Raw genomic sequence first — 16592 nt, forward strand, 5'->3', positions numbered from 1 at the left:
GCCCCGGTGCACGAGCGCGCGGAACAACGAGCACGCAGAACAACGCGAGAAGACAAGGACTGACATGGCGGAAATCGCTGGCAAGCTGCGCGAGGTCTTCGTCGAGGCCCTCGACCTCGACGGCGACACCGACGTCGAGAACCTGAAGTACCGCGACATCGAGGCGTGGGACTCCGTCGGCCACATGGCGCTCGTCGCCGCCATCGAGGACGAGTTCGATGTGCAGTTCGACACCGACCAGGTGATCGACATGAGCAGCTTCAAGGTGGCCGTGGACATGGTCGCCGGTCTGCAGGCCGCCGAATGACCGACGCGGACCGGATCCTCGGCGGGGCGATCGGGTACCCGCTCGTCGGCAAGATCGCACTGGTCACCGGCGGCACCCGCGGCATCGGCCTGGAGACCGTCCGCGCGCTCGCCGAGGCGGGCGCGACCGTGGTGCTCACCGGCCGGGACGAGGCGAAGGCCAAGGAGGTCGCGGCCGGGGTCGACAGCGTCGAGGGTGCGAGCGTCTCCGCCGTCGGCCTGGACGTCACCGACGCGAAGGCGGTCTCCACCGTCGTCCGCGGGGTGGCCAAGGAGCACGGCAAGCTGGACATCGTCGTGGCCAACGCGGGGGTGCTGGAGGACGCGCTGCTCGGCATGGTCAGCGAGGACCTGGTCGACCGCATGCTGTCCACCAACGTCGCCGGCACGATCCACACCGTGCAGGCCGCGGCCCGCGCGATGATGCGCAAGAAGACCGGATCCATCGTGGTGCTCGCGTCCATCGTCGGCGAGCGGGGCAGTGCGGGCCAGGTCGCCTACGCCGCGTCCAAGGCCGCGGTCGGCAACGTCGCGCGGTCCGCGTCGAAGGAGCTCGGCCGCTACGGCATCCGGGTCAACGGCGTCGCTCCCGGCGTCATCGAGACCTCGATGACCGAGCACCTCGGCGAGGAGGTGCTGGGCGAGCGGGCCACCGACACTCCGCTCGGCCGCCTCGGCAAGCCGGAAGAAGTGGCCAGGGCGATCCGCTTCCTGGCGAGCGACGAGTCGTCGTTCATCACCGGTCAGATCCTCGGCGTCGACGGAGGTCTCGTTCTCTGATGGTTGTGGCAGCCGGTTCGGGTCTGCTCGGTGACGGGGCCCGCCTCGTCGACGTGGCGGGAGGGCACACCCTCGCTGGGGACGAGCTCGCCACGACGGTGCGGGCGGAGGCCGAGACGCTCGGGGCCCTGCCGCCGGGCGTGCTCTTCGCACGTACCTCGGTAGACCTGCGCAGCGTCGTGCGGTATCTCGGCGCGTTCGAGGCGGGCAGGGCGATCGCGCTGATCGACCCGGCGCTGGACGCGGACGTGCTCGCCGAACTGGTGCGGCGCTTCCGCCCGGCGGCCGTGCTGGCGGCTCCCGAGGGGGAGGCGCCGGCTGGTTACACCCTCGGCGACGGCGACTGGCTGCGCACCTCGGCCGAGGGCGTCACCCCGCACCCCGACCTGGCCGTGTTGCTGCCGACCAGCGGGTCGACCGGCAACCCGAAGCTGGTCCGGCTCGCCCGCACGGCGGTGCTGACCAACGCGGGCGCGATCGCCGAGGTGCTCGGCATCGACGGCGACGAGGTGGCCCCGACCAGCCTGCCGCTGCACTACAGCTACGGGCTCTCGGTGCTCAACTCGCACCTGATCCGCGGCGCCACCGTCGTCGTGGAACCCTCCGGCGTGCTCGGCCGCGGCTTCTGGGACGCGGTCGAGGCGCACAAGTGCACCTCGCTGGCCGGAGTGCCGTACCACTACGAGATGTTGCGGCGGCTCAAGTTCTCCCCGGAGAAGTACCCCAGCCTGCGCACGCTGACGCAGGCTGGCGGCAAGCTCCGCGACGATCTGGTCACCGAGTTCAACGACAAGATCCGGGCCGTCGGCGGGCGGATGTTCGTGATGTACGGCCAGACCGAGGCGGCACCACGGATGGCGACCGTGCCCGCCGAGCACCTCACCGCCAAGCTCGGCTCGGCGGGCCCGCCGCTGCCGGGCGGGGAGTTCACCGTCCGCCGCGACGACGGCGAGGAGACCACCCACCCGAAGATCACCGGTGAGATCGTCTACCGCGGCCCGAACGTGATGATGGGGTACGCGGAGAACGAGGCCGAGCTGGCGCACGGTGACGACCTCGGCGGCACCCTCGCCACCGGCGACCTCGGGTATCTCGACGAGGACGGCTTCCTGTTCATCACCGGCAGGCTCAAGCGCATCGGCAAGGTCTTCGGCAACCGGGTGAGCCTGGATGATCTGGAGCAGGCCGTGCGTTCCTCAGGTGTGGGGATCGACGTAGTCGCGGCGGTGGCCGCCGGGGACAAGGTGGTGCTGTTCGCCGAAAAGGTCGGCAAGGACGTCTGCAAGGCGGCCTCGCGTGCCCTCTCGGAGCGCCTGCACCTGCACACCAGCGGGTTCGACGTACGGCCCATCGACACCGTGCCGCTGCTCGCCAGCGGCAAGATCGACTACCGGACCCTCGAGGCCGAGGTATGACCAGCGCGGCCGTCAGCGGTCGCGGCCCCTCCGGGGGTCGCGCCGGCTCACGACCGGTGACCAGGGAGTTTGTATGAGCGACACCGTGTTCAGCCTGTCCAAGGCCGAGCGCGAGGCGAACCTGCTGCCGCAGCTCGCCGAGCTGACCGCGCACCACCGGGAACACTCGGCCGGCTACGACCGGATCCTGTCCTCGCTGGGCATCGCCCGTGACGCCGAGTTCGGCAGCATCGCCGAGCTGCCCTGGCTGCCGGTGCGCATGTTCAAGACGCACGACCTGAAGAGCGTCACCGAGGACGAGGTGTTCAAGACGCTGACGTCCTCGGGCACCACCGGCGCGGGCGCGTCCCGGATCTACCTGGACAAGGCCGCCGCGGCCGCGCAGACCAGCCAGCTCGGCGCGACCCTGCAGACCGTGCTGGGCGGCAAGCGGCTGCCGATGCTGATGGTCGACACCGTCGGCATCATCAAGAACCGCCGTTCGTTCTCCGCCCGCGGCGCGGGTGTGCTGGGCATGGCCAACTTCGGCCGCAAGCACGTCTACGTGCTCGACGAGAACGACAAGCCCGACGTCGAGGCCGTGAAGGGCTTCCTTGAGCGGCACGGCGACGAGCCGTTCCTGATCTTCGGCTTCACGTTCATGGTGTGGCAGTACCTCTACGAGGTGGCCCGCGACAACAACCTGGACCTGTCCAACGGAATCCTGATCCACTCCGGCGGCTGGAAGAAGCTGATCGACCGCGCCGTGGACAACACCGAGTTCCGCCGCCGGTTCACAGAGGACACCGGGCTGCACCAGATCTACAACTATTACGGGATGATCGAGCAGATCGGCACCGTGTTCCTGGAAGGACCGTCCGGCAATTCCCTGTACTGCCCCGATTTCGCCGACGTGGTGATCCGCGACCCGGAGACCTGGCAGGAGCAGCCGGTGGGCAAGCCAGGCGTCATCGAGGTCGTCAGCACGCTGCCGCGTTCGTACCCCGGCCACGTGCTGCTCACCGAGGATCTGGGCGTGTACAACGGAATCGACGACGGCGACTGGCCAGGAAAGCACTTCTCGGTTCTGGGCAGGCTGCCCAAGGCCGAGGCGCGCGGATGTTCGGACACGTTCTCTGGAGCGGCGGCATGAGCCTGACACAGCGTTTCCCCTTGCGGGACGAGACGATCGAGGCCGACGCCCTGGTCGGGGAACTGCGTGGCGAGCCCGAGGGCGGCAGGCTGAAGGTCGGTGACGAGCGCGTCATCGAGTTCCTCACCAAGTTCGCCCGCAAGCTGCTGGCCCCGGCCACGGCCCGGCGCTTCCCGGAGCTGGCCTCGCTCGGCTTCTTCCTGCGCAAGGGCGAGATCCACAAGGCGCTCGCGTCGTTGGCCGACGGCGACGACAGCACGATCCGCTTCCCGCGCGGGCTCGTCTTCCACGTGCCACCGGCCAATGTGGACACGATCTTCGTGTACTCCTGGGCGTTGTCGGCGCTGGCGGGCAACCACAACGTCGTGCGCGTCTCCTCGCGCAGCGCGGGTGCCGCCGAGACGGTGCTCGAAGCGCTGAACGCCGCACTGTCCGATGTGGACGAAGCGACCGCGCGGGCGATCACCCGGACCCAGCGCATGGTCACCTACGACCGCAGCGACGCGATCAGCGGCGCCCTGTCGAAGGCCTGCGATCTGCGGGTCATCTGGGGTGGCGACGGTTCGGTCAACGCGCTGCGCCAGTACCCGCTGGCCGCGCACGCCCGCGACCTGACCTTCCCGGACCGCTCCTCGTTCGCGATCGCGTCCGTCCAGGGCTGGCAGTCCGCGACTCCGGAGGAGCGCAGGCAGGCCGCCGAGGGCTTCTACAACGACTCGTACTGGTTCGACCAGGCGGCGTGTTCCTCGCCGCGGGCGGTGTTCTGGGTCGGTGACGCCGACGCCGCCGCGACCGCGGGCAAGGAACTGCGCACCCTGCTCGCCGGTGTCCTGGGGGAGAAGCAGCACGTCACCGAACCGGCGATGGCCGTGCAGAAGCGAGTGTCCGCCTACGGCGCCGCGATCGACGGGCTGATCAACAAGATCTCCTTCGACGGCGCGGGCGCGGACACCAACGGCGTCGCCACCCTGGACCTCGTCGACTCGGCCCACATGCCGCGGGAATGGCTCGGCGCCGGGACGTTCGCGCACGGCAGCGTCCGCTCGCTGTCCGAGCTGGTGCCGCTGGTCGTCCGCAAGGACCAGACGGTCAGCCAGTTCGGCTTCAGCCGCGCGGAACTCATCGAGTTCGCGCACGAACTCGGCGGCCGGGGCGTTGACCGGATCGTCCCGTTCGGGTCCGCGTTGACCTTCTCCGCCGTCTGGGACGGCTACGACCTGCTGGGCGAGTTCAGCCGCCTGGTGACGGTCACGGCGTAGCGATCCCCTATGGTGCGCGAGGTGGCCCCCAGACAGACCCCGGAGCAGACAGGCGCCGCGACCCCGCAGGGGGAGCCGGCGGCGCCCGACGACGCGGTGGGTTCCGAGGAGCCCACGACGGCGCCCCCGACCAGTGAGCAGGCCGGCGCGGACGTCGTCGACGACGAACCCGCCGCGCCTGCCGTGAAGGCCCCGAAGACGACGAAGGCGAAGATCCTCGACGTCGTCCGCTGGGTGGCGATCGTGCTGGTCGTGGTGCTGGCCGTCCGGGAACTGTCGCGCAACTGGGACCAGTTCTGGGAGACGCTGCAGGGCATCGCCTGGCAGTCCTCGCTGCTCAGCCTGCTGGCGCTGGTCGCCAGTATCGCCGTGTCGGTCTACGGCTGGCAGGTCATGGTCGACCACCTCGGCAAGCCCATCGGCTACGCCAGAGGCGCGCAGATCAACCTGGTCGGTTCGCTCGGCAAGTACATCCCCGGCTCGGTCTGGGGCTACCTGCTGCAGATGGAGCTGGGGCGCAAGGCCGGGCTTGCCCGTGCCCGTATCTTCACCGCCTCGCTCGTCCAGCTCGGCGTCGGGATCGCGGCCGCGTTCGTGCTCTCGCTGCTGGCGATGCGGCAGGTCTTCGCCAACTCCGGGTACGCGCCCTGGCTGCTCGTGCTGATCCCGATCAGCCTGGTCGCGCTCTACCCCAGGGTCCTCACCTGGGGGACCTCGCTGGTGCTGAAGCTGCTGCGCCGCAAGCCCCTGCAGGAGCCGCTGTCCTGGCAGACGGTGGGCAAGGTCTTCGGTTCCTCGCTCGGCGCGTGGAGCCTGCAGGGCGTGCACCTGTGGTTGCTGGCCAACTCCGTCGGCGCGCCCGGCTTCGGTGGACTGATCATCTGCGTCGGCGCGATGGCGATCGCGATGAACGCGGGCACCTTCGCGTTCATCCTGCCCAGCGGCGCCGGGGTCCGGGAGGGCGTCCAGGTGCTGGTGCTCACCGCGACCGGGATCGAGGCGGGCCAGGCGCTCGCCATCGCGATCGCGTCCCGGGTCATGTTCACCGTGGCCGACCTGATCACCGCCGGCGGTGCCGCCGTGACGGCCCGCCTCCGCCACGGCCCGCCCACCCCGGCCCCCGCGGCGAAGTAGCCCTCCCCACCGCAATACGTCGACGTATTGCGGTCTGACGAAGCGCAATATGTCGACGTATTGCGATCCCTTGTGCACGAGGTATCGCAATACGTCGACGAATTGCGCTTCGGTGGCGCGGGGTCGTGGTGGCGCGGGGTTGCCCGAGCGGGGAGGCCCAGCCGGTGGTCAGGGGGCGGGGAGGGGCCCGTAGGCCCGAGCCGGGGCGCCGGCGGGAACCACGGTGCCGGGGTCGAAGATGCGGTCCACGCGGTACACCGAGGCGTCGTCGTTGCGGTAGACCAGTTCGATGAACGGCAGGCCGTCGAGGTCACGGACGCCGGTCTCCCGCAGCGAGTCCAGCGGATGCCCGCCACGCCCGACGATCACCCACCGGACGTTCAGCCTGGCCACCGTCTCCTGCACGTCGGGATCCCAGTCGTAGTCCCGGAACCGGGCCCCGAGCACGGCCGCGTCCCAGGGCACCAGTGAACCGTCGAAGTGCCCGGCGACGGTCCGCACCCCACCGATCGCGTATGTCCACGCCGTCCCGTCGTAACGGTCGTTCATCGCCCAGTCGCCCGGCTGCGCCCGCTTGCCCAGTTCGAGCATCGCCTGCGCCTCGCCGGGGCTGACCACCATGCCGTAGACGTCCGTGCCGGGACCCTCGTGGTAGCCGTCGTACACGGTCTTGGCGTTCGTCCGCGTGTACAGGCCGTTGCTCGCCACCGCGTACCCGCCGAGCACGACCACGGCCAGTGCCGCGGCGACGGGTGCCCGGGGGATCCGTCCGCCCGCGAACGGGCGGGCCAGGGCGAGCCGGTCGCGGGCCCACGCCTGCGACTCCGCCAGGCCGTGCGCCGCGAGCAGGCACAGCGGCACGGTGGCCATCGCGACGAAACGGAACGGATCGTCCCACCACGGCCGGGACAGGGCCATCACGAACGCCGAGTCGGAGGTGGCAACGGCGACGTAGAGCGTCCCGCACAGCACCGCCGTCGCGGCCACCCAGCGCAGTGCGCCCAGCCGCCGGACGAAGGCGATGCCCAGCACCAGGGCCGCCATCGTGGCGAGCTGCGGGGTGGGCACGGCGTGCTGGAAGGTGAGCAGGTTGCCGATCGCCCCCGGCAGGCCGGCCTCGCTGTCCCAGCCAAGGTACGGAATGTCGCCACCGGCGAGACCGAGCGCCCCGAAGAGCTGCGACCAGGCGACCAGCACGCTGGCCACCGCCGCGGCGAGCAGCGCGAGACCGTCCCGCCCCATCGTGCGCAGGCGGTGCCCCCTCGCCACGATCCAGCGCTGGGCGAGCATCGGCAGGGCGAACAGGATCCCGGCGAACAGGGTCGAGGAGTGCACCGTCAGCAGGCCGACGGCCGCCAGCACGAACACCAGCCCGGAGTCCAGTGCCGGACGGGCGAGGTAGCGCTGCAGGGCGACGGCTCCCAGCGGCGTCAGCGCCAGCCCGACCAGGAACGGCAGCAGCGGGCCGCGGTCCATCGACTCGTACAGCGCCGCGGTGGGTACCACCGCCAGGATCGCCGACGCCCCCGCCAGCACCGCCCGGCCGCGGAACTGGCGCACCAGTCCGGCGAACGACAACGCCAGCATCCCGGGGATCAGCAGCGTGTTGGTGTTCAGCACGACGGGGATCGAGGCGGTGCCGATCTGGTAGTCGACGGCGGCGACGAGGTGGTAGGCGTTCGGATAGAAGATCTCCGCGTCGAACCAGTTCGTGGTGCCCATGCCGGTGACGCTGCCGTCCCCGGTCTCGGCGATGTAGCGGATGCCGTTCGCGTGGTAGACGGCGTCGAAGCCCTGCGAGATCGCGCCGAGCTGCACCAGACCGGTCAGCACCACGTACCCGCCGACCACCGAGGCGAGGACCACGCAGCCGAGGACGGCCAGGTGACCGGTCCGCGCCCACGGAACGTGCGGTTCCTCGGGCCGGGCCCACCTGCCGCGACGGGACAGCCACCGCACGCCCGCGGCGACCGCGACGAACAGGACGAGTGCCAGCAGGAAGCTGCCGATGCCGAACGGGATGCCCAGCGCGTGCAGCCATGGACCCGTCAGCCCGCCGACGGCGTAGGTCAGCAGCGGCGCCATCGCCGCCAGGATCCAGCCGCGCAGTCCCGCCGCGTAGCCGACGAGGACCCCGGGCACGAGCAGCACGAGCGCGTAGATGGCGATCGCCGCGGCGTCGAAGGCCGGGCTGGTCGTCGTTGGCACTCGCACCACCGTCACGTCGTCGGGTCCGGCGCCCGGATCGGGAACCGGCAGGAGGGTAGCCCGGCACCCCGAACCAGGTCGGAACGTGGTGGGCCACTCCGGCGTCGATCAACTTCTCGATCCGGTACACGTCGCAGGGCGGCCGGGGGTTGTCGCGGATCGCCGGCGTCATCGGTGTCCGGTCGCACCGCGGGGGAGGCCGTGCCGGGGCGTCGATAGTCTGCAGGCGACCTCGTAGCAGGAGTTTGGGAGTTCGATGACCGCGTCCGATATCGCAGTGCCGCTCGTCGGTCTCCTGGTACTGGTCGTGCCCGGCCTCCTGCTGCAGCTCGCCGCGGGCGTGCGGGACAAGCTGTGGCTGGCGGCGATGACGGCGCCGGCCAGCGTCGGTGTCTTCGTCGTCGCGGGGGTCACCTCGGCGATCCCGGGCGTCTCGTACTCGCCGCTGCTGGTCGTCGTGGTCACGGTCGTGCTGGCGGCGATCGTCTTCGGCCTCGCCAGGTGGCGCCGGCACTGGGCGGGCACCCCGGCCGCCACCGAACCCGCAGACGGTGCGGGCCCGGCGTTCCTGCCCGCGCTCTCGCCGCGGTTCGCGCTGCTGGCGAAGCTCGGCGCGCTCGCGTTCTGCCTGGTCGCGATCGTGCTGGCGTTCCAGCCGTGGCGCTCGGGGCTGGGCGGCTGGGAGACCTACCCGCAGGAACACGACACGATCATCCACACGGTGCTGGTCGGCTTCATCTCGCACACCGGCGAGGGCGCGCCCTGGCAGCTCCTGCCGCTGGACATGATCACCGGCGAACCCGTCTCCTTCTACCCCTCCGGCCTGCCGCTGACCGCCGCGCTGACCGGTGACCTCGCAGGCGGGCCGATCGCCGGGTTCAACATCGTCAACGCGCTGATGGTCGGCCCGGTGTTCGTGCTGGGCTGCGCCGCGCTGACCGCCGCCGTGCTGCGCCGGATTGGCCTGCGTGCCGAGTGGATCGCGCTCGCGGGCGGGATCGCCGCCATCGTCGCCGCCGGGCTCTACCGCCCCGGCGTCAACCTGCTGCACGACGGCGGCATCGCCCCCAACGCCGTCGCGATGAGCCTGACGCCCGGCATCATCGCCGGAATCGTCACGCTGGGACGTTCGCAGTGGCTGCGGGCAGCGATCCTCGGCCTCGGGCTGGCCGGGATCTTCTCGGTGCACCCCAGCGTCGTCGCGACGGTCGGCGCCAGCGTGGTCGTGTTCTGGCTGGCCGAGGCGTTCACCAGGCAGGGCAGGGCGATGCTGCGCTCGCAGTGGCCGGTGCTCCTCGGCGCCGCCGCCGTCGCCGCGGTCGCCGCCGCGGCGCAGGTGCTGGGCTCGCTGGGGCAGGCAGGGCGGACGGGGAGCTGGCTGCCGGACATCCCGCCCGCCGCGCTCGGCGACGCCGTCGGCACCAACCTGATGCTCACCTACGGCGGGTACTACGACAGCAAGCAGGTGTTCGCCCAGGCCGCGGCCGGGCTGCTCGCGCTGGCCGGAGCGGTGGCCGTCCTGCTCACCCGCAAGGGCTGGGCGGCGCTGGCGATGTGGGGCTTCTGGCTGCTGGTGAGCATCGACTTCAAGATCAGCCCCGGGTCCGGTTTCGGCTCCACCATCGGCTCGTTCTTCTACAAGTCCTACGTCCGCGTACAGGCGCACGTGTCCGTGTTCGTCCCGCTGATGGCGGCGATCGCGATCGTGTTCGTCGCGGCCGGGATCGCCCGGCTGGTCGCCTCGCCGCCGAAGCTGCCCGCGTTCGCGCGGGTACTGCGGCAGCGCGGCCCGGTCACCGCCGGGCTGATCGTGCTGATCGCGGTCGGCTACGTCGCCTCGCCCGGCCTCGCCTACGAGCACCGCAACGCCGAGATCGTCGCCCAGCGGTACGCCAAGCCCGAGTTCGTCCGCGTCGGCGAGGACGACCGCAAGGCGAGCGAATGGCTCGCCGGGCGTGTCCAGCCCGGCGAGCGGGTGATGAACAGCGCCAACGACGGGTCCACCTACGCCTACACCGAGGAGGACGTGCCGGTGGTGAACGTGGTGACCCTCGGCGCGATCCAGGCCCCGTACACCTACGCGCTGCTGGAGAAGTTCGACGACTACCCGCGGGACCCGCAGATCCGCCGGACCATCCTCGACCTGAACATCCGGTACGTCTACGTCGACTCCCAGGCGCCGACGATGGGTGCGGGTCCCGGTGCCCCGGACAACTGGCTCGGCGAGCCGACGTTCACCGTCGCGCCGGGCCTGGAACGGGTCGACGGGCTGCCCGGCATCTCCGTCGGTTTCCGTTCCGGCAGCGTCACCGTCTACGAACTGGACCGCGGCGCGCTGGAGAACATGTCCTCCTGAGCAGGGCACGGGCGATGCGGCGAATTACCCGGACGAGAGAACGGCGCCGGGTAATCGCGGAAACGCCGGGCAACCGGCACCGATATCCGCGCGTGATCCGGTTGGATGGAGCTGTGCCATCGGCGAGGGCGGGGACCAGTTGACTGTGGCCGTGGTGCTCGTCTGGCTGGTGCTGACCGTGTTCGTGCTGGCCGGATGGTCGCGGTGCAACGACAGCAGAGCGTGGCGGCTGGCGGCGCTGGGTGGTGCGCTCGTTCTCTCCCTGCTGCACCAGATCATGTTCGGCACGGTCGTCGAGGACGCCTACATCTCCTTCCGCTATTCGCTGAACCTCGCCGAGGGAAACGGGCCGGTGTTCAATCCGGGCGAGCGCGTCGAGGGGTATTCGAACTTTCTGTGGACGGTGCTGGTGGCCGTTCCGCAGGCGGTGTTCGGCCGGGGCCTCGTCGCCGGGGCCGCCGTACTGGGCGTGATCTGCACGCTCGGCTGTGTGCTGCTGGCGTACCTGCTGGTCAACCGGATCGTGCGGCTCGCAGGTGCCGGGCGGCCACCCCGGCCGGTGCTGGGGGTGCTCGCCGCCGTGCTGACGGCAGGCGCGAGCGGGCTGGCCGCCTACGGGCCGTCCGGGCTGGAGACGCCGCTGTTCCTGCTGCTGGTGCTCGCCACCTGCTACGCCGTCGCCTGCGGGCGGACCGTGGTGGCCGGGGTGCTGGTCGCCCTCGCCACGATGACCCGTCCGGACGGCGCGGTGGTGGCGCTGATCGTCGCGGCGTTCCTGGTAGTCGCGGCCGTCCGGAAGCGGACCGACTGGTGGGCGCTGATCGGCTACCTGCTGGGCGGGCTGGTGCTCGCCGTGCCGTGGACGGCCTGGCGGGTCACCTACTACGGGCACCTGCTGCCGAACGCGGTCGCGGCCAAGTCGGGCGGTTCGCTGGGCTGGCAACTCGGCCAGGGCTGGGACTACCTGGCGGGTTTTTCCCTTGCGCACCTTGGGTTCCTGCTTGCCGGGGTGGTCGCCGTCATCGTGCTCTCGCGGCGAAGGGTGGCCGAGGAGACCAGGCAGGCGGGAGCGTTCGCCTGGCTGCTGCTGGCCATCGCGGGCGGCTACCTGGCCTTCATCACCTACGCGGGCGGCGACTGGATGCCGGCCTGGCGGCTGCTCGCGCCGGTGCCGCCGCTGATCGCGGTCGCCGTCCTCGCGGCGTACGGGGTGCTGACCGATCCGGTACCGGTGCCCGTGCCGCGCGGGAACGTCCGACGCCGGATCGCCCCGGCCGTCGCGCTGGCGCTGTGCGGCGTCTCCCTGCTGGTGTCCACGATGACGCCCAGGATGCTGCCGTCGATGCGGGAGTGGAGCGAGCAGATCGCGGAGATGGGGGAGATCGGCTCCTGGCTCGGGGCGACCCTTCCGCCCGGAACGGTGTTCAGCACCTACGCCAACGGGGTGCTGTCGTACCGGGCGGGAACCGGGCTGATCGTCGTCGACGTGCTGGGGCTCACCGACGAGCACATCGCCCGCGAGGGCAGGCGGGACGAGGACAGCGGCCCCATCGGCCACATCGCCAACGACTACGAGTACGTGGTGGACGTCCGGCGGCCCTCCGTCGCGGTCACCACCGGCAACGGTTTCGCGGACCGGCAGCAGTGCGGTATCGGCACGGCGTACGCGGACGACTACGCACCGGCTCCCTTCCGCCGTGCGGGGCGGGACGGCGGCGAGGACTGGGTGACGCTGTACCTGCGCGACGGCCAGGCACCGGAGCTCATCGAGGAACTCACCGCCGACCCGCGGTTCGAACACGTGCCCTGCGACTGACTCCGAGACGGGGAGAACCCGCACCGCACAAGGGCATGGCTACCCTGAGCTGATGCCACAGCAGGGGGACACCGCGAGCGGACGCGCGCGAAGATCGGGTACGGGCCGGGAGCTCGGCCTGGGCCTTGTCGTGTTCGCGGTCTCGCTGACCTTGCTGCTGATCCGGTTCCTCGTGCCGAGAGCGATCAGCGCCGCCGACAACGGCGACGGCAAACGGGTGCTGTGCGGTGCCGGGATCATCTGGAACAGCGACGGCTCGCAGGACTACGCCCGTACCGAGTATTTCGACGCGATCACCGGCTGCGAGTCCGACTATTTCCTCAGCCAGATCTGGTTCGTCCGTGCCGCGCAGTGGATCGGCCGCGTGATCGGTACCGAGTCCTCGGTGAATCTCGTCATCGTCGGCGTTCTCAGCAGCGTTCTGGTCGCCGCGTCCGTCGCTTTCGTGGCACTCGGCATTCCGTTCTCGATGCGATGCAGGCTGGCGATTTCCGCGGGCCTGCTGCTGTTGCTCGCCGATTCCGCGTTCTTCGGCTACTTCGCGTCCGTGCTCGGCGAGGGGCCCGCGTTCATCGGCATCACGCTGATGGCCGGCGGAATGCTGCTGATGTCCCGCCCCGGCTGGTGGCGCTATCTCGGTATGGCGGTCACCGTCGGCGGCGGAATCATCGGTGTCAACGCCAAGGTGCAGACGCTGATGATCCTGCCGGTTCTGTTGCTGGCACTGGTTTTCATCCGCCCGCAGGGGACTCGCGGGATCGCCCGCTGGGCGCCCGCCGGGCTGGTGTTCGCGGCCGTGCTGAACGCGTCGCTGAACGTCCAGCCGCCGCTCGACGAGGACACCGGTCCCGGCGCGGACACCCGCGAGATCAACATGTTCAACACGATCTTCATGTCGATTCTCGACGGGCAGCACGACACCGAAGCGGATCTCGCGGCACTCGGGCTTCCCGAATCGTTCTCCCGATACGCGGCGAACGGCTGGTGGCATCCGAATCCGGCACGCTTCGATCCGGAGTACCCGCGGTACCGGGACCAGATCAGCCGCCGCAACGTCGTCGAGTACCTCGCCGAACATCCCGCGCGAACGGTCCAGATCCTCGATCGCGCCGCCACCGATCTGCTCACCGCGCGACCCGAATACCTGGCCAGTTTTCCGCGGGAGGCCGGCTATCCGCCGCTGACGCTGGAGTACCGGGTGCCGGTGCTCTCCGGTGCGACGGCGTTCATCGCGCCGCTGGGGCTGTGGGTGCTGCTGCCGATCTGGGTGCTGACCGCGTGCGCGGCCGTGCGCGCCTGGCGGCCGAGGGTGGGCAGACGGCAGGTCGGCGTCGTCATCCTGTTCGTGCTGGCGATCGCGGGCGGTCAGTACCTGCTCGGCGGGCTCGGTGACGGCATCGAGAACGTCAAGCACCAGAGCATCGCGCTGTTCTGCACGCTGTTCGGCGTGGTGCTCGCGGCGGGCAGCCTGCTGCTGCGGCCGCGCCCACCCGAGCCCGAGGGGGAACCGGCGCCACCGGACGCCCGGACGGTGCCGGAGACCGAGCCCGCGGCGTGACCTTCGCGGCGTTCGCGGAAACGCCCGCCGAACCTACGGTCGCGTAGCCTGGCCGCATGGCTGAGTTCGTGTACCCGCCCGTCGTGCTGGCGGCCAAGACGATGTTCCGCGTACTGGACAACAGGTTGCGGGTGACGGGCATCGAGAACATCCCGGCCACCGGCGGCGCGGTCATCGCCTGCAACCACGTCAGCTACCTGGACTTCCTGTTCTGTGGTCTGGGCGCGCAGCCCGCCAAGCGGCTGGTGCGCTTCATGGCCAAGCAGGAGATCTTCCACAATCGGATCGCCGGCCCGCTCATGCGCGGCATGCACCACATCCCGGTGGACCGCGCGGCCGGGAAGGCGTCCTACGACGAGGCGGTGGCGCGGCTGCGGGCAGGCGAGATCGTCGGCGTGTTCCCGGAGGCCACGATCAGCCGTTCGTTCACCGTCAAGGAGATCAAGTCGGGCGCCGTCCGGATGGCCGCCGAGGCGGGCGTGCCCGTCGTGCCGATGGCCCTGTGGGGCACGCAGCGGCTGTGGACGAAGGGCAGGCCGCGCACGCTGACCAAGCGCCACGTCCCGATCCTGATCCGCGCGGGTGAGCCGTTGCGCCCCACGCCCACCGACGACACCGAGACGCTGACCAAGGACCTGCGCACGCGGATGAGCACGCTGCTCGACCAGGTGCAGGCCGACTACCCGGAAACCCCGTCCGGCGAGGAGGACCGCTGGTGGCTGCCCGCCCGTCTCGGCGGGACCGCGCCCACGCCGGAGGAGGCCGCCGAACTGGACGCCCGGCCGCCCCGGGACGACCGCGCCTAGAACCAGCGTTCGAGGATCTGGGCGACGCCCTCCTCCGAGTTCGGCGCGGTGACCTCGTCGGCCATCTCCAGCACCTCCGGGTGGGCGTTGGCCATCGCCACCCCGTGCCCGGCCCAGCGCAGCATCGCCGTGTCGTTGGGCATGTCGCCGAACGCGATCGTGTGCCTGCGGTCCACCCCGAGCCGTTCGGCGACCTCGGCGAGCCCGACCGCTTTCGTGACGCCGTGCGCGGAGACCTCGATCAGCCCCAGACCGGTGGAGTAGGTGACGTCCACCGAGTCGTCCAGCACCGCCGACGCCGCCTCCGCCATCTCCGCCGAGCGCATCCCCTTCAGGCTCACCAGCAGCTTCACCGCCGGGTGGCCGAGCACCTCGGCACGCGGCGCGGAGTGGCTTTCGCTGTCACCCCACGGGTTGAAGAAGCCGTTCTCGACGATGAGGTTGTGCACCTCCGGATCGCGCGCGGACTCCCCGACGCGCTCGGCCGCGAGCTGGCAGCCGGGCAGCGCCGTGTGCAGCGCGGTGGCGATGTCGCCGAGCAGCACCGCGTCCAGGGTGCGGGCGGAGACGACCCGGTCGGCGCCGATGTCGTAGAGCACCGCCCCGTTCGCGCACACCGCGTACCCGGTCAGCCCGGCGGGCGCGGCGATCGGCGGGATCCAGCGCGGCGGACGGCCGGAGGCGAGGACGAACGGGACGTCGGCGGCCTGTGCCCTGCCGATCACGTCGAGGGTGCGCCGTTCGAGGCGTTCGAGCGGGCTGAGCAGGGTGCCGTCCACGTCGGAGGCGATCAGCTGAGGTCTGTCCACCGCCCCATCATCCCTGACCCCGCCCGTTGACCAACGTGTCGGTGCGCACCGCTAGCGTGGGCGGTTGTGCGCGTAGGCATCGTGATTCTCCCGGAAGACCGCTGGTGGGCGGCCGAACCCAAGTGGCGTGCGGCCGAGGAGTTCGGCTTCGACCACGCCTGGACCTACGACCATCTCGGTTGGAAGTCACTGGTCGACGGGCCGTGGTTCAGCGCGATCCCGACGCTGACGGCGGCCGCGATGGTCACCGGGTCGATCCGATTGGGCACCTTCGTCTCCTCGCCGAACTACCGGCACCCGGTCTCGTTCATGCGCGAGCTGATCACCCTCGACGACGTCGCCGACGGCAGGTTGCTGGTCGGCATCGGCGCGGGTACCGGCAGCCCCGCGTACGACACCGTCGTGCTCGGCGAACCGGAGCTCAGCCGCAAGGAGCGGGCCGACCGGTTCATCGAGTTCGTCGAGGCGCTGGACGGCTTGCTGCTGCACGACAAGCACGACCACGAGGGCACCTACTACACGGCGAGAGGCGCCCGGAACCTGCCGGGACCGGTGCAGCGTCCCCGCCCCCCGTTCGTCGTCGCCGCCAACGGCCCCCGCACGATCCGGCTCGCCGTCCGGCAGGGCGCGGGCTGGCTCACCACCGGCCGTCCCGCCGAGACGGTGGACGAGTGGTGGCAGGGCGTCGCGGAGTTGTCCGCGACCTTCGACCGCACCCTCGACGAGCTGGGCAGGGACGGCTCGACCGTCGAACGGCATCTCAGTCTGGACGCCGCGCCCGTCTACTCGCTCACCAGTGTCGAGGCGTTCACCGACGCCGCCGGGCGGGCGAAGGACCTCGGCTTCACCGACGTCACCGTGCACTGGCCGCGTTCGGACAGCCCGTACGCGGGCAGGGAGATCGTCCTGGAACAGATCGCCGCGGACGTGCTGCCAGGCCTGCAGGAGCCGTCCTAGCGACGTTCGGTCACCGCTGGGACGGACTGCGACGTACTCGGCTGGTGCGTTCGGGT

The 16592-nt window shown here is 70.8% G+C and carries 13 protein-coding genes; 11 read left to right on the forward strand and 2 right to left on the reverse strand.

The genetic code is table 11. The features are described from left to right. Positions 1 to 64 precede the first annotated feature (64 nt). The 6 genes from CFN78_RS10140 to CFN78_RS10165 all read left to right on the forward strand — a co-directional run bounded on the left by CFN78_RS10140 (position 65) and on the right by CFN78_RS10165 (position 6026). A complete protein-coding gene (locus CFN78_RS10140; protein ID WP_094862442.1) occupies positions 65 to 307 on the forward strand; it encodes an acyl carrier protein in 243 nt (80 codons plus the stop codon). After that, a complete protein-coding gene (locus CFN78_RS10145) occupies positions 304 to 1086 on the forward strand; it encodes an SDR family NAD(P)-dependent oxidoreductase (protein ID WP_094862444.1) in 783 nt (260 codons plus the stop codon). Before CFN78_RS10140 ends, CFN78_RS10145 begins: the two co-directional genes overlap by 4 nt. Beyond that, positions 1086 to 2501, forward strand: coding sequence for an AMP-binding protein (locus CFN78_RS10150; protein WP_094862445.1), 1416 nt, complete (start codon positions 1086 to 1088; stop codon positions 2499 to 2501). Before CFN78_RS10145 ends, CFN78_RS10150 begins: the two co-directional genes overlap by 1 nt. A gap of 73 nt (positions 2502 to 2574) precedes the next feature. Next, a complete protein-coding gene (locus CFN78_RS10155; protein ID WP_094862446.1) occupies positions 2575 to 3633 on the forward strand; it encodes a LuxE/PaaK family acyltransferase in 1059 nt (352 codons plus the stop codon). Then, positions 3630 to 4892: an acyl-CoA reductase gene (locus tag CFN78_RS10160; protein ID WP_094862448.1), complete on the forward strand. Its 1263-nt coding sequence runs from the start codon at positions 3630 to 3632 to the stop codon at positions 4890 to 4892. The genes CFN78_RS10155 and CFN78_RS10160 overlap by 4 nt, the downstream gene beginning before the upstream one ends. A gap of 183 nt (positions 4893 to 5075) precedes the next feature. Next, positions 5076 to 6026, forward strand: coding sequence for a lysylphosphatidylglycerol synthase transmembrane domain-containing protein (locus CFN78_RS10165; protein ID WP_240519391.1), 951 nt, complete (start codon positions 5076 to 5078; stop codon positions 6024 to 6026). Positions 6027 to 6194: 168 nt separating this feature from the next. Here CFN78_RS10165 and CFN78_RS10170 read toward each other — a convergent pair whose 3' ends face one another. Beyond that, positions 6195 to 8234: a DUF6541 family protein gene (locus CFN78_RS10170; protein ID WP_094862451.1), complete on the reverse strand. Its 2040-nt coding sequence runs from the start codon at positions 8232 to 8234 to the stop codon at positions 6195 to 6197. Between the two features lie 256 nt (positions 8235 to 8490). Between CFN78_RS10170 and CFN78_RS10175 the strand changes: the two genes are divergently transcribed. The 4 genes from CFN78_RS10175 (at position 8491) to CFN78_RS10190 (ending at position 14770) form a co-directional block, all read left to right on the forward strand. After that, positions 8491 to 10590: a DUF6541 family protein gene (locus tag CFN78_RS10175; protein ID WP_094862452.1), complete on the forward strand. Its 2100-nt coding sequence runs from the start codon at positions 8491 to 8493 to the stop codon at positions 10588 to 10590. A gap of 145 nt (positions 10591 to 10735) precedes the next feature. Continuing rightward, entirely contained in the window at positions 10736 to 12406 is a 1671-nt protein-coding gene (locus tag CFN78_RS10180; RefSeq protein WP_338065522.1) for a hypothetical protein, read from the forward strand. 52 nt (positions 12407 to 12458) lie between these two features. After that, positions 12459 to 13964, forward strand: coding sequence for a glycan biosynthesis hexose transferase WsfD (gene wsfD / locus CFN78_RS10185; RefSeq protein ID WP_094862455.1), 1506 nt, complete (start codon positions 12459 to 12461; stop codon positions 13962 to 13964). Positions 13965 to 14020: 56 nt separating this feature from the next. Further along, a complete protein-coding gene (locus CFN78_RS10190) occupies positions 14021 to 14770 on the forward strand; it encodes a lysophospholipid acyltransferase family protein (RefSeq protein WP_094862457.1) in 750 nt (249 codons plus the stop codon). Here CFN78_RS10190 and CFN78_RS10195 read toward each other — a convergent pair. Continuing rightward, on the reverse strand, positions 14767 to 15579 hold the full coding sequence (locus CFN78_RS10195; protein ID WP_094862459.1) for an HAD family hydrolase: 813 nt from the start codon (positions 15577 to 15579) through the stop codon (positions 14767 to 14769). The two genes, CFN78_RS10190 and CFN78_RS10195, sit on opposite strands and share 4 nt — an antisense overlap. A gap of 66 nt (positions 15580 to 15645) precedes the next feature. Here CFN78_RS10195 and CFN78_RS10200 point away from each other — a divergent pair, with 66 nt between their 5' ends. Then, positions 15646 to 16536 carry an LLM class flavin-dependent oxidoreductase gene (locus tag CFN78_RS10200; RefSeq protein WP_094862461.1) on the forward strand — a complete coding sequence of 297 codons (891 nt, stop codon included), beginning with the start codon at positions 15646 to 15648 and terminating at the stop codon, positions 16534 to 16536. Positions 16537 to 16592 lie beyond the last annotated feature (56 nt).

The organism is Amycolatopsis antarctica, from assembly GCF_002262875.1.
Lineage (GTDB): Bacteria > Actinomycetota > Actinomycetes > Mycobacteriales > Pseudonocardiaceae > Amycolatopsis > Amycolatopsis antarctica.

Coding starts and splice junctions, on each gene's coding strand:
- CFN78_RS10140 (WP_094862442.1), top strand. CDS start 65: ATGGCGGAAATCGCTGGCAAGCTGCGCGAGGTCTTCGTCGAGGCCCTC.
- CFN78_RS10145 (WP_094862444.1), top strand. CDS start 304: ATGACCGACGCGGACCGGATCCTCGGCGGGGCGATCGGGTACCCGCTC.
- CFN78_RS10150 (WP_094862445.1), top strand. CDS start 1,086: ATGGTTGTGGCAGCCGGTTCGGGTCTGCTCGGTGACGGGGCCCGCCTC.
- CFN78_RS10155 (WP_094862446.1), top strand. CDS start 2,575: ATGAGCGACACCGTGTTCAGCCTGTCCAAGGCCGAGCGCGAGGCGAAC.
- CFN78_RS10160 (WP_094862448.1), top strand. CDS start 3,630: ATGAGCCTGACACAGCGTTTCCCCTTGCGGGACGAGACGATCGAGGCC.
- CFN78_RS10175 (WP_094862452.1), top strand. CDS start 8,491: ATGACCGCGTCCGATATCGCAGTGCCGCTCGTCGGTCTCCTGGTACTG.
- wsfD (WP_094862455.1), top strand. CDS start 12,459: ATGCCACAGCAGGGGGACACCGCGAGCGGACGCGCGCGAAGATCGGGT.
- CFN78_RS10190 (WP_094862457.1), top strand. CDS start 14,021: ATGGCTGAGTTCGTGTACCCGCCCGTCGTGCTGGCGGCCAAGACGATG.